Below are 13222 nucleotides of genomic sequence, written 5' to 3' on the forward strand. Positions count from 1 at the left end.
AGCAAGCTCCCTCGCCACAGGTTCGTCGGTCGCTTCAAGATTGATTTTTGACCTCTTTGCGTAAAAGGACTCGTCCCATGGCTGTGTTGCCAGAACTTGAAGCTTTCCTCGAACTCGCCGAGTTCGGCCGCCTGACCGGTAAAAGTCGCGCGATGCACGAGCAGACCCCGCAACAGGCGCGGATCGACTTCGAAGCGTCCTCGACGTTTCTCGATGTGCCACTGGACAACATTGCTTGCGAGGATTTCACCATTGCCGCGCGGGACGGTCACAGCCTGGCGGCGCGGCTGTATCGCAACGGGCAGGCGGTCGACGGCCTGCAACCGGTGATGTTGTATTTCCACGGTGGCGGCTATGTGGTCGGCAGCCTCGATTCCCACGATGCGTTGTGCCGTCGTCTGGCGGCGCAAGGTGGTTTTGCCCTGTTGACCGTGGATTATCGACTGGCGCCGGAATGGCGTTTCCCGACCCCGGTGCAGGACGCGTGCGATGCCGGCAACTGGCTGGTGCGCGAAGGCGCGGCCCGTGGTCTGGACGCTTCACGGGTGGCACTGGCCGGTGACAGCGTCGGCGCGACCCTGGCCACCGTGTTGTCGTTGATGGCCGTGCGTGAACCCGAAGAACTGGCGCTGAAACCCAAGGCGCAATTGCTGGTGTACCCGGTCACCGACGCCACCACTTACCGCGCTTCCCATCGCGAATTTGCCGAAGGATACCTGCTGGAAACCCCGACCCTGGACTGGTTCTACGCCCACTACGGCCGCACCCCGGCAGACCTGGCGGACTGGCGCTGCTCACCGCTGCTGGCTGAAGACCTGTCCGGCATGGCCCCGGCGCTGGTGTACCTGGCCGGGCATGATCCACTGCACGACGAAGGCCTGGCCTATGCCGAACGCTTGCGCGCGGCCGGCAACGACGTGACCTTGCTCGAACAATCGGGCATGACCCACGACTTTTTGCGCATGGCGGGGTTGTTGAGTGAGGTGGAAGGGATTCATGTGGAAGTGGCGGGGTGGGTGCGTTCGCGGTTTTGAGCTGAATGAAAAAAACCGCCATGCCTTTGAAAGGGGATGGCGGTTTTTTTTGAGCTATCGTCCCGGCAAATACAGATAACGCGAAACCCTTGGAAGACGGCTTGCTGGCGATAGCGGCGTGTCAGGCACAGCGATGTCGTCTGAACGGCCGCCATCGCCAGCAAGCCGGCTCCTACAGGGGGAATGCGTGCGAGCTGGCGACCAGGCCGGCGGGCCCACGGAGCAGGACCGGAGCGAGGGCATGCCGAGCCTAGGCGAGGCACCGAACGAAAGGGGCAAGAGCCCTTTGGTTACTTTGGGGCTTTTCCAAAGTGACCCGCTGTAAGAGCGGAACCCTAAGCAGCCGTTACCTCAGCAATGGATATGTACACGCTCAAAAAATACCGAGACTCACACACCACCATCGCCAGCAAGCCGGTTCCTACAGGGGAATGCGTGCGAACGATTAAACAGGCGGCTTCTACCAGGGCGCGCGGTGGGGAACGCATCAACGAATATGCAGGTGCTTGATCGGGATATCGCGGGCAAAAAAAATGCCCGCCTCTCACGACACGGGCATTTTTCAGGTCAGCTCAACGGTTCAGAAATCGTACTTCGCCGTGAGTTGGAAGTTGCGCGGCTCGCCGTAGAAGGTGGTGCCGAAGTTGCCCAGGCCTGTCAGGTACTTCTTGTCGAAGACGTTGTAGGCGTTGGCGGTGAAGCTCAGGTGTTCGTCGTACTGATAGCGGGTCATCAGGTCCACGAGGGTGTAGCCGCCTTGTTTGAGTGACGTGCTGCCGCCTTCACCGTTGCCGACATTGGGGCTGTAGCTCTGACCGTAGAACGCGCTCTGCCAGCTCACACCGCCACCGACGGTGACCTGGTCCAGGGCGCCGGGCAGGCGGTAGGTGGTGAAGGTGCGTACGGTGTGTTCCGGTTTGGTGGTGGCCAGCGGGTAGCCGTAGATGCGTTCATGGTCCTGGTCGCGGGTCCGGGCATAGGTGTACCCGGCCGAAACGTTCCAGTCCTGTGCCAGTTCACCGGCCAGTTCCAGTTCAACACCATTGGTGGTGGCACCGTCGACAGCTCTGAAAATTCCGTCGCCGGTGACCTCATTAGTGCCGATCGACTCAGCAACGTTGTCCTGTTCGATGCGGAAAAAGGCCAGGCTGGCGTTCAGTTTGCCTTCGAAGTAGGCTGCTTTCAGACCGGTTTCGTAGGCGTCACCTTCAACCGGGTCCAGGGTCTTGCCATTGATGTCCTTGTTGATTTGTGGCTGGTAAATGTTGGTGTAGCTGGCGTACACCGAGTACGTATCGTCCAGGTCGTAGACCACGCCGGCGTAAGGCGTGACAACGCCGTGTTCCTTGTAGCTGGCCTGAGTATCGACCTGGCCGGTGCCCGGATAATAGGCGTAGTCCTCGTTGTACTTGAAGGTACTCACACGACCGCCAACGATGAACGACAGGTCGTCGGTCGGACGCAGGCGCGTGGCCAGGTAAGCGCCGTTCTGGCTTAGGGTGCGCTCGTACTTGCCGTTTTTCGGGAAGTCCGGCTTGGCCACATGGCCTTCCCAGTCAAAGATGTTACCCGTGACTTGGCCGAACGCGCTGGAATCGTAAGTCGCGCCAGTCTGACGCGAGTGGGAGGTCATGAAACCGGCCACCAGTTCATGCTCGCGTCCGCCCAGGCTGAACGGACCGGAGACGTTCACGTCAGCGGTGTTCTGCACACGATGGCCTTCCCAGCGGCCCCAGTAGAAGGACATGCCTTCGCCAGTGGCACGATCTGGAAAACCGCCGCTGGCCGAGGCCAGTTGGGTGTCGTGATCGGTGGTTTTCTGATCGAAGCTGGCCTTGAATTTCCAGCCGTTGGCCAGTGCCTGCTCCAGGGAGGCGAAGTAGGTGATGCTGTCGAAGTCACGACGGCTCCAGTCAGCACCCGGGTTGAAACTGCGGGTGAAATCGGTTCGGCCGCCATCGGCGAAGTACGCCGTGTTACCGGTCCAGGAACTGCCGCGCGGGGTGGCGCTGGACTTGTCGACGCCCACGGTCAGCAGAGTGTCGTCGGTCAGGTCGGCTTCGAGGATGCCGTAGTACAGGTCTTTCTTCTGGCTGTAGTGGTCGATGTACGAATCTTTGTCCTGCAGGGCGCCGACAAAGCGGCCGCGCACGGTGCCGGAGTCGTTGAGCGGGCCGGAAATGTCGCCTTCGGTGCGGTAGTTGTCCCACGAACCGACCGTGCCGCTGACCGACGCCTTGAATTCCTTGGTCGGCTTCTTGCGCACCAGGTTGACGGTGGCGGACGGATCGCCGGCACCGGTCATCAGCCCGGTCGCGCCCTTGATGACTTCGATGCGGTCGAGGCTGGCGGAGTCGTCGCTGTTGTTCGGGTTTTCCCCGTAGACACCGTCGTAAGGAATGTTCACGCCATCGTATTGATAGTTGGTGATGGCGAAGCCCCGGGCGGAAAACTCGGTACGGTCGCTGTCGTACTTCTGCGTCGTGACGCCGGGCGTGCTGCGCAGTGCGTCGGCAACGCTGGTGACGCCACGGTCGTCCATCTGCTGGCGGGTAACCACGGTCACCGATTGCGGCGTTTCGCGAATGGTCAGCGGCAGCTTGGTGGCGGTGGTGGTGGCGCCGGTGGTGTAGGAACCGGTGTCTTCGGTGGTCAGGCCCAGGGCCTGGCCGGAGATGGTGGTCGCGCCCAGTTGCAGGCTGGAAGAGCCGCCCGACATCAGCGTCACGCTGTTGCCGTTGATCTGGAACGAAATACCGGTGCCTTTAAGCAACTCGGCCAGCGCCTCGGAAGGCTCCAGCGAACCGGAGACCGCACGGGATTTCAGGCCGGCCACCTGGTCCGGGCTGTACAGGATTTGCAGGTTGGTCTGCATGCCCAATTGGGTCAGCGCGCTGGACAGCGGCTGAACCGGGATACTGACTTTTACAGGTGCAGCATTGGCCATCGAGCTCCCCAGCAAGGTGGCGGTCAGCAGCACGCTGGTCAGCAAGGTTCTATGCAAAGTCGGGCGCTGTACGGCCAGCGCGAGAGGTGTGCGGCGTGGAAGAGATCGCATTACTTGCCTGTGCTCCTGAAAAGTGTCGTGTAGAGTTTTTGTTAATGGGAATGATTATTAAGACGGGGCACTGACAGGAAACCGGAAAAATAATTTTCAGAGGGGCCAGCCCAGCGCAGAACCTGTGAGCGGTCTTGCCCGCGATAGCGGTGGCTCGATCGACATCCATGTTGAAAGTGATGGACCCATCGCGGGCAAGCCCGCTCCCACAGGTTCTGCGAAGGTCTCGAAAGGGGCGATCAGGCAGGCATCAGTTCGGTAACAACCCGGCCGCTTTCCATGCGCACCAGCTGGTCGGCGACATCGAAGTAACGGTCATCGTGGGAGATCACGATGATGGTCTTGCCCAGGCGCTTCAGGTCCGGCAGCAGCTCGGTGTAGAAAATCCGGCGGAAGGTCGGGTCCTGGTCGGCGGCCCATTCGTCGAACACCAGCACCGGGCGTTCTTCCAGCCAGGCATTGACCAGTGCCAGGCGTTTGCGCTGGCCGGTGGAAAGATCAGTGGTGGTGAAGTTGCCGTCCTTCACGCTGACCTTGTGCGCGATCTCCAGGCGTTGCAGGTAGTTGTTGGCATCTTCCGGGATCTGCGTGTCGCCCTGGACCACGTCGTCGAACAGGTAGTAGTCGGCGAAAATGGTGGTGAACAGCTGGCGATAGTCGTCGCGATTCTGTGCGTCGATGGCCTCGCCGTTGACGCGGATCTGCCCCTGCTGCGGGGTGTACAGGCCCAGCAGCAACTTGATCAGGGTGGTCTTGCCGCAACCGTTTTCGCCGACGATGAAGGTGATGTCGCCCTGTTTGATGGTCAGGTTGACCGGCCCCAACTGGAACGGCGCCGCACCGTCCACCGACGGGAAGGCGTAACGCACGTCCGCCAATTGCAGCGTGTGCACGGCGGGTTTGACGTGGCCTTGATCGCTGAGCAGCAGGTGCGGCTCAGGGGTGGAAAACTGCTCGGACAATTCGGCGATGCGGCGAAAGGCAATCTGCGCGCGGCTGACGATTGGCAGGGTACTGATCAAGTGTTCCAGCGGGCCTTTCATGTACAGCAGCACCAGCACGAAACCGCTCATGACGGTCTTGTCGGCGCTCGGCCAGAAGGTTTGCAAGGCCAGCGCCAGGCCGATGACCACGAAGAACAGCATCGAACCGAAGGTTTTGGCGATCACGAACGTGTTGATCGAACGGACCTGGGTGTCGCAAATGAATTCGGCGGTGCCCTTGATGCCCGAAGTGAACATGCGCTGGCGGCGTGGCCGGTGAATGCGCAGTTCCTTGGCGCCTTCGGCAATTGCGTTGTAGTGCTTCTGCAACTCGTCTTCGGCCTCACGGGCGGCCATGAAACCCTGCACGCCTTTGCTTTGCGCGTAGGCCTGGATCGCCGTGCCGATCAGGATCGCCGCGACCATGATCAGGAACAACGGCCACGACAGGATCGCCAGGTAGCCCATGCAACCCAGGGTCACGGTCACGGAAATCGCCAGCGGCGCGAAGGCGAAGGCGAAGTCGCTGATGGTGTCGACGTCGTGGGTCAGCACCGGGATCAGACGATGGCTGCGATAGCGCTCGATCTGTTCGATTGGCGCCGACAGGACTTTTTCACCCAACTGTTTACGCAGCTTGGCGATGATGTGCTGGCCGACATAGTTGGTGCCGATGTCGGAGCAGATCGAGCTGGCCAGCGCCAACAGACACAGGCCGGCGAAGAGCGCCACCACGCCCTGGGTCAGGCCGCTGTCGGAATGCAACGCGTTGTTGATGGTCGCCAGCAACACCGTGACGCTCAGGCCGCCGACCATACCCAGGAAGATGGACGCGGCGACGATCAGTCGAAAGGGTTTGAGCAGGGCGAACAATTCGCCGAGGGCGCCGCGTGTGGGCTGGGTCATGGAAGACAGTTCCTTGGGTCGTAAGGCAGATACCCAGTAGAACGTCTGGTCGAGGGGTTAATTTAGAAGCTTGGCGACTGGCGGTGAGGATGCTCACACTGCTGAACCCTGTGGGAGCCAGCCTGCTGGCGATAGCGGACTGTCAGGCGATATTTTAATCGACTGGAAGTCAGTCATCGCCAGCAGGCTGGCTCCCACAGGGGGAAAGTGGTGCGCCTTAGAAGTGGCGCACTACACGAAAGCCCATCCAGTCTCCACGCTCTTGCGGGTACTGGCTGTTGCGGTTGCCCGAGCGGGAGAACACCGGTGCTTCACCCCAGTCGTTGCCGCGGATGCGCACCGCTTCGCAGTTCGGTTCCAGCCAGGCGCTGCCGTCGGTGGGCGCGCCGATGTAGTTCGGGTGTTCGCAATCTTCGACCCATTCGTAGACGTTGCCGTGCATGTCGTACAGGCCAAAGGCATTGGGCGGGTAGCTGCCCACCGGCGAGGAGTAGCTGTAGCCGTCTGCCGGGCCGTAGGTGTTGGCGTGCCTGGCGATGCTGTATTGCTTGCCTTCATCGAACGGGAAGGGGAACGGCCCCTTGGTGCCGCCACGTGCGGCGTATTCGCGCTGGGCTTCGCTGACCATGCTGTATTTCTGCCCGGTTTTGTTCGACAGCCAGGCGACGTAGTTTTTGACGTCATCGAAGTTCATGCACACCGCCGGCTGGCGCGGGCTCTGTGGATAACGCGGCTTGCTGGCGATGCACTCGCGACCGGGGCGGGTATCGCCGTTGGCGATGGTCACACCGCTTTCCTTCACGTAGCTGTCCCACTCGCCGGCGGTGATCTGGAAACGGCTCATGGCGAAGGGCTTGGCGAAGGTCACATCATGCATCGGCCCTTCATCGGGCTCGCGGCCGACTTCGTCATCGGGCGTGCCCATGGTGAAGGTGCCGGCCGGCAGAACGACCATTTCCGGGCAGTGCTTGCAGTCCTTGAAGACCTTGCCCGGTGGCGGGGCCGTGGCGGCGCTGGCAGCAATGGGCAGCAGGCCGGCCATGAGGGCGGACAAGGCGATGGCCTTGAGCGGCAGAGTCAGCAGATCAGTGTTCATGGGTCATCTCGATCAAAGAAAAAAGCGGGTGTCGTACGAGGTCCAATGTGGGCGCGAGCCTGCTCGCGAAATCGGTCGAACCGGTAGCATCGATGATGGATGTGGCGGCCCCATCGCGAGCAGGCTCGCTCCCACAGGGTTCAGCGTCATGCCGTCATGCTGTTTTATTCAGCAGCGCCATGAGGCGGTCGATTTCGTGTTCGCTGTTGAGCAGGCCGGGGGCGATACGGATTACCGGGCCGGCGTCACGGTCGACCGAGTCGCAGACCACGCGGTTCTGCATCAGCCCCGCGGCGACTTTTTCGCAGTCCCTATCCTTGATCCGGAAGAACGTGAAACCGGCCGACAGCTGCGGACTGTGCGGGGTGACCAGTTCGATTCGTGGCTGTTCCAGCAGGCGATTCTTGGCATAGGTGTTGAGTTCGTGAATGCGCGCCTGAACGCCGGCCTTGCCCAGCACCAGGTGCAGCTTGAACGCTTCGTCCACCGCCCAGCGGTGTTCGAAACTGTGATAGCCGCCGGGGGTCATGAGGGTGGCGAAGTCGGTGGCTTCGCTGAAGGTCGGAATGATCGGTGTGACGTCCCTGACCTCGGCCGAACGCGCGCAAATGATCCCGGTGCCCCGGGGGCCGAACATCCATTTGTGGGTGCCAGCGATGAAAAAATCGCAATGCATGTCGGGGAAGTCCATGTTCTCGACGCCAAAGCCGTGCACGCCGTCGACCACATAAAGGATGCGGTCCTTTTCATCGCGCTGACGGTTCAGCGCTTCGACCAATTTGCCGATTTCACCGATCGGCAGTTTCACGCCACTGCCCGATTGCACCCAGGTCATGCCCAATACGCGGGTTTGCGGGCGGATGCCCTTGGTGATCGCGTCGAGTACTTCATCCACGGAAATGTCGCGACTGTTCTCGAACAGCTTGAGCTTGCGCACCTTTGTACCCTGGCGTTGCTGCCGGAATTCCAGGGTGTAGTGGGTGGAGTAGTGTTCGTGTTCGCTGACCAGGATTTCCTGCTCCGGGCGCACATGAATGCCGCCGTAGATCATCGCCAGGCCTTCGGTGGTGCTGCCGGTCAGCGCGATCTGCTCAGGCTTGGCGTTGAGATAACGCCCGGCCCAGACCCGCACGTTGTGCTCGCGTTTCTCGGTTTCCTGCAGGTCCCAGTCCATGGCGCGGCCGGGGTTGCGGTCGAGGTTGGCGCGGTGCATGTCGATCGCGTTACGCACCGGTGTCGGGTGCGAGGTCACCAGGAAATTGGCGAAGTGCAGGTAGTCCGGGTCCTGAGTGAACAGCTGGCGCAGTTGTGCCCATTGGCCCTTGGGCGACGGATGGGGATGGCTGGCCAGCGCCGGAAGATTCACGCCGGCAGTCAGTGGAAGACCGGCGGCGAGAATGCCGGCCTGCTTGAGGAATGAACGACGGTTGGTCATGGTTTCGACTTCGCTTGGCAAACGTGGCATCAGTTTCTGGCGACCGGTCGGGACGATTTCTCGACCTGGTCCCAGACCCGCAGGAAGTTGCCGCCCCAGAGCTTGGCGATGTCGGCCTCGCTGTAGCCGCGGCTGATCAGCTCGGCGGTGACATTGCGTGCTTCGCTGACATCCTTCCAGCCATCGATGCCACCGCCATCGTTGAAGTCGGAGCTGATGCCGACGTGATCGATACCGATTTTTTTTACCGCATAGTCAATCGCGTCGCCGTAATCCTTGAGGGTCGCCTTGGGTTCTTCGTCGACGATGGCGTAGAGCTGGCTGGCGTATTCGCCGAAGCGTTGCTCGGACCAGACGGTGATGATCGGGTCACCCGGCATCAGCGCCATCTCAAGACCTTGCAACGGTTGCAGATCGAAACGCGCACGCAGGGCGTTGAGTTTGTCCTGGGTGGCCTGGCTCAGGGGACGGATGTAGGTCGGGAAACCGACAATCTGCACCACACCGCCACTGTCCTTGATCAGCTGCATTTCGTGGTCGCTGAGGTTGCGCGGAATATCCACCAGCCCGCGCGGCGCCGAATGCGAGGCGACCATCGGCGTGCGGCTCAAGCGTGCGACTTGCTCCAGGGCCTTGGTCGACATCTGCGACACATCGATGATCACCCCCAAATCATTGAGGCGGTGCACCGCTTGTTTGCCGATGTCAGAGAGCCCGCCGAGGGCGTCCCGCGAATCGTTGAAGAACGGCAGTGGCCGCGACGAATCGGCCCAGGCGTTGTTGCCCACATAACTGAAGCCGAACATGCGCATGCCCCGCGCGGCCCATTTGTCCAGGGCGTTGAGGTCGTTGCCCAGGGGATAGGCGTTGAGCATGCTCATGAAAATCGCGAACTTGCCTTCGCCATGCAGGCGGCGGAAATCGTCGGGGGTGTAGGCGATGGCCACCTGATTGGGGAAGTCACGCACCAGCGTGGTGATGATCTTGTAGCGGGTTTCCTGCTCGAAGCGCGCTTCTTCGATGAAGCCGGCGGTGGGGCGGTGCGGCGCGTTGGGGCCGTTCCAGATTTCCGGCCAGCCGAAGATGGTCAGCGCTGCCCCCGACAGACGACCGCGCCCGGCTTTGACCAGGTCGAACTGGCCGCTGCCGTCCTTGTCGGCTTCGTTGCCGGCGGTACCGAAGTCCATCGGCACGGTGATGTGGCTGTCGAACGAGAGAAGGCGTTCATGCAGTTCATCGGCCTGTTTCATCACCTTGACCGGGTAACCGGGGTTGTCCTTGAACACGTAATCCCAGGCCGCGAAGCCGGCACCTGCGCTGATCGCCAGGGCCAGCGGCAGGCCGATGTAAAGAGCCTTTTTCGAACGTGGTTTTGTCATTGCCGTCTCAGTCAGGTTCGCCTTCGAGGTGCAGGCGCAGGGGCCTTTGCTATCTGGGGGGAACGAGCGGCGGAGCCGGAAATTTAGGTGTCTGTGCTGGCCTCTTCGCGAGCAGGCTCGCACACATTGAATCTTCGGTATTTGCAGAAATCCCTGTGGGAGCGAGCCTGCTCGCGAAGCTTTTAAATTTGTTGGGGCAACAAACGTTCTAGCTTGGATAAAGCCTGCTTCATGGCTGACACAGGTAGGGCAATGACGATTTCTCGACGAGGGTTCATGGCGGGTCTGGCGCTGACCAGCGCTGCCGTGCCTGGGGCTTTTTATGGGCATCGCGAATGGACGAAGCCGGACCCGACGATCACGCCGGGTGAGGCTTCATTCGATGTGGCGGATGTCGCCGGCCAGCGCTTGGCGGATACGCTGCGCGGTGTCTGGCAGATTCGTTTCGAGGGCCGTGACGCCGGGCTTGAGGGCTTGCCGCTGGACGGGCTGGAAGTGTTTCTCGACATCGGTCACAAAGGCCGTGGGCTGATCGGTCATCTCGACACGGCCGAACGTTTGCGTTCCAGCGAACAACCTCGCTACCGGGTGCTCGGCGATCTGGCCGGGGTCAAACCGGCGCCGTTGAGCTGGCGCCTGGTCAGTGCCAACGGGCGCTGTGATTACGAATTCAGCATGGCGCTGGACGAAGTCTGGGCCGGGTTCGGCAATGCCGGCAGCGGTTCGCTCAGCGGTCGCGTGCTGGATCTGGATCGGCCCTTGATGCTGACGGCGCAGGACAACCGTTTTGTCGCCGTGAAAAAAGTCTTTCCCGAAGCCCGCGAGCGCACCGGTCTGAATCCACCGTTGTTGGCATGGCTGACGTCTCAGGAGCATCGCCTGTTTCACCAGCTCTGGCATGCGTCACGGGACAAGTGGCACAGCTTGCCCGAAGACAAGCGCAGCGCCTTGCGCGGTATCGGCTGGCAGCCTGGCCCCCGGGACCAGGAGCGTGATGCCCGTGGCAAACGCAAGGATCGCAATGGCTCGGGCGTGGATTTTTTCTTCATGCACAGGCACATGCTCGGCACCGCGCGCTCACTGCAGGATTTGCCGTCGTGGACGCATTTCCCGCTGCCGCAACCTGAACTGGCCCGGGACCGCATCGGCTTCGCCAACTACTTCGACAACCATGACGGCACGGCGCTGCCGCCGACCTGGCTGGCCGAGGACGATGACGAGTACTCGCAATGGGTCAGCGACATCAAGACCGCCGAGACCTACCACAGCAATTTCCAGGTTTGGGAATCGCAGTATCGCGATCCGCGTTATTTGTCGAAGCTGACGCTGGGGCAGTTTGGCTCCGAGGTGGAGTTGGGCTTGCACGACTGGCTGCACATGCGCTGGGCCTCGGTGCCGCGTGATCCGTCCAATGGCCAGCCGGTGCCGTTCGCCCGCGCTCCGGCGGATTTTTCCGCGCGTTGGTATGCGCCGGAAAACGACTTTCTGGGTGACCCGTTTTCGTCCCATGTAAACCCGGTGTTCTGGCATTTTCATGGCTGGATCGATGATCGCCTGGAAGACTGGTTCCGCGCCCATGAGCGTTTTCATCCGGGGGAGGTCAGTCGGCTTGAGGTCAATGGCGTGCCGTGGTTTGCGCCGGGGCGCTGGGTCGAGATCGACGACCCGTGGCTCGGCCCGAGCACCCACGGTTGCAGCACCACGCCAGGGTTGCAGGCCGGCAAGTCGGTGGAAATGGACCCGGAAACCATGAAGCTGGCGCTGCGGATTACCTTTGGCGAGGATGACAAGAAACTCGCCGACCTGTTCCGCAAAGTGCCGCAACGGCCGTGGTATGCGCGGCATTTGAAGGCCAGGCAAAGTCAGGCCTGAGCAGCGCGTTATCGTTCGATCGCTGGCTTGCCAGCGATGGCGACCGGACAAGCACCGCAACTACAAAACCTGCCACTCCCCCCCAAGCGCCTTGTACAACGCAATGCTCGCCTGCATTCGCGACAACCGCAGCTGCACATTCAAGTCTTGCGCTGCATACAGCGTGCGCTGGGTCTCCAGCACCGTCAGCCAATCCTCTGCACCCGCCTCATAGCGACGCTGGGCAAGGTCGAACGCGGTTTGGGCCTGGTTCAGTTCTTCGCTTTGCCACCGCCGCTGTTCGTCCAGCCCGCGAATGCTGTTGAGCGCTTTTTCCACATCAGCGAAACCGTTGATGATCGCGCCACGATAGGTTTCCAGCAGTTCTTCCTGGCGGGCCGTGGCCTTGTCGCGCTCGGCGCCCAGGCGACCATTGTTGAACACCGGCGCGAGCAATCCGGCCGTGAGGTTGTAGAAGGGGCTGCGCAGAATGTCATTCGCGCGGTCGGCGCCGGAGCCGATTTCCGCGCTCAGGGTGACGGTCGGCAACATGGCAGCGCGGGCGACGGTGACGTCGGCCTGGGCCGCGGACAATTGCGCTTCGGCGCGGGCGATGTCCGGGCGGCGGCTGAGCAATTGGCTGGGCACGCCGGCATCGATGGCCGGCCATGACAACTGATCAAAGCGTTCCTGACCGAGTGCCAATTCCTGCACCGGACGACCGAGCAGGGTGGCGAGGCTGATCTGCGCATCCCTGGCCTGTTGCTGCACCAGCGGCAATTGCCGTTGCTGCGCCGCCACCAGGCTTTTCTGCTGCGCCAGTTCCAGCGCCGTTGCCGAGCCCGCGTCAAAACGCGTTTGCACCAGTTTCAAGGCATTCTGCGCGTTGGCCAGATTCAGTTCGGCAATGCGGCTCTGCTCTTGCAGCGACAATGTTTGTGCGTAGCCGCTGGCCACACCACTCAACAGCGTCAGCTCCACCGTGGCCTGATCAAACTCGCTGGCGCGCAGGGCAAATTGCGCACTGTCGCGGGAGGCGCGCTGGCCACCCCAGAAATCAATTTCGTAGCTGGCTGTGAGGTTGGCGTCAAAGTAGTCCACAGCCTTATTGCTACTGTCGGCATCTAGTTGGCTGTAACCGTCGCCGCGCAGCAGCTTCTGCCGGTTGGCGTTGAGCCCGGCCTTGACCTCCGGCAACTGCGAACCCCCGGCGACCACGGTTTCGGCCTGTGCCTGGCGCACCCGGGCGATGGCGGCGGCCAGGTCGTGGCTGCCGTCGCGGGCCTGCTCGATCAGGCGTCCCAGTTGCGGGCTGCCGAAGCGGTTCCACCATGGCTGGTTGTCGCGGGTGGCGCCGGCGGTGTGCGGCGATTGCCAGGCGGCGGGCGCCGTAATGCCGCTGTCCGGGCGCTGGGCAGGGCTGGCGCAGGCGCTGAGCAACAGGCACATGGTCAACAGGCTGAGTGGCGGCTTCATCAAT

General features: G+C 61.8%; 8 protein-coding genes. 2 read left to right on the plus strand and 6 right to left on the minus strand.

Going from position 1 to position 13222, the window contains the following annotated elements; genetic code table 11:
- Nucleotides 1-77 precede the first annotated feature (77 nt).
- Nucleotides 78-1034: an alpha/beta hydrolase gene (locus BVK86_RS20780; protein WP_075948198.1), complete on the plus strand. Its 957-nt coding sequence runs from the start codon at nt 78-80 to the stop codon at nt 1032-1034.
- A 580-nt stretch (nt 1035-1614) separates the two neighbouring features.
- Here the strand turns inward: BVK86_RS20780 and BVK86_RS20790 are convergent.
- From BVK86_RS20790 to pvdM, 5 genes are all read right to left on the minus strand, one after another.
- Nucleotides 1615-4092, minus strand: coding sequence for a TonB-dependent siderophore receptor (locus BVK86_RS20790; RefSeq protein ID WP_075948200.1), 2478 nt, complete (start codon nt 4090-4092; stop codon nt 1615-1617).
- Nucleotides 4093-4331: 239 nt separating this feature from the next.
- The gene (locus BVK86_RS20795) at nt 4332-5981 is read right to left on the minus strand and encodes a cyclic peptide export ABC transporter (RefSeq protein ID WP_075948201.1); all 1650 of its coding nucleotides are present in this window, start codon (nt 5979-5981) and stop codon (nt 4332-4334) included.
- A gap of 217 nt (nt 5982-6198) precedes the next feature.
- Nucleotides 6199-7077, minus strand: coding sequence for a dihydropyoverdine dehydrogenase (pvdO, locus tag BVK86_RS20800; RefSeq protein ID WP_075948202.1), 879 nt, complete (start codon nt 7075-7077; stop codon nt 6199-6201).
- Between the two features lie 154 nt (nt 7078-7231).
- Nucleotides 7232-8512 carry a pyoverdine-tailoring periplasmic protein PvdN gene (pvdN, locus tag BVK86_RS20805; protein ID WP_075948305.1) on the minus strand — a complete coding sequence of 427 codons (1281 nt, stop codon included), beginning with the start codon at nt 8510-8512 and terminating at the stop codon, nt 7232-7234.
- Nucleotides 8513-8541: 29 nt separating this feature from the next.
- Complete coding sequence (gene pvdM, locus BVK86_RS20810; RefSeq protein ID WP_075948203.1) at nt 8542-9891, minus strand: pyoverdine-tailoring dipeptidase-like protein PvdM; 1350 nt, start codon at nt 9889-9891, stop codon at nt 8542-8544.
- A 252-nt stretch (nt 9892-10143) separates the two neighbouring features.
- On the opposite strand from pvdM, the gene pvdP reads away from it, so the two are divergent.
- Nucleotides 10144-11763, plus strand: a complete 1620-nt coding sequence (pvdP, locus tag BVK86_RS20815) for a pyoverdine maturation tyrosinase PvdP (protein WP_075948204.1) — start codon at nt 10144-10146, stop codon at nt 11761-11763.
- A 60-nt stretch (nt 11764-11823) separates the two neighbouring features.
- Here the strand turns inward: pvdP and BVK86_RS20820 are convergent, their stop codons facing one another.
- Complete coding sequence (locus BVK86_RS20820; protein ID WP_075948205.1) at nt 11824-13218, minus strand: efflux transporter outer membrane subunit; 1395 nt, start codon at nt 13216-13218, stop codon at nt 11824-11826.
- Nucleotides 13219-13222 lie beyond the last annotated feature (4 nt).

The organism is Pseudomonas reinekei (genome assembly GCF_001945365.1).
Lineage (GTDB): Bacteria > Pseudomonadota > Gammaproteobacteria > Pseudomonadales > Pseudomonadaceae > Aquipseudomonas > Aquipseudomonas reinekei.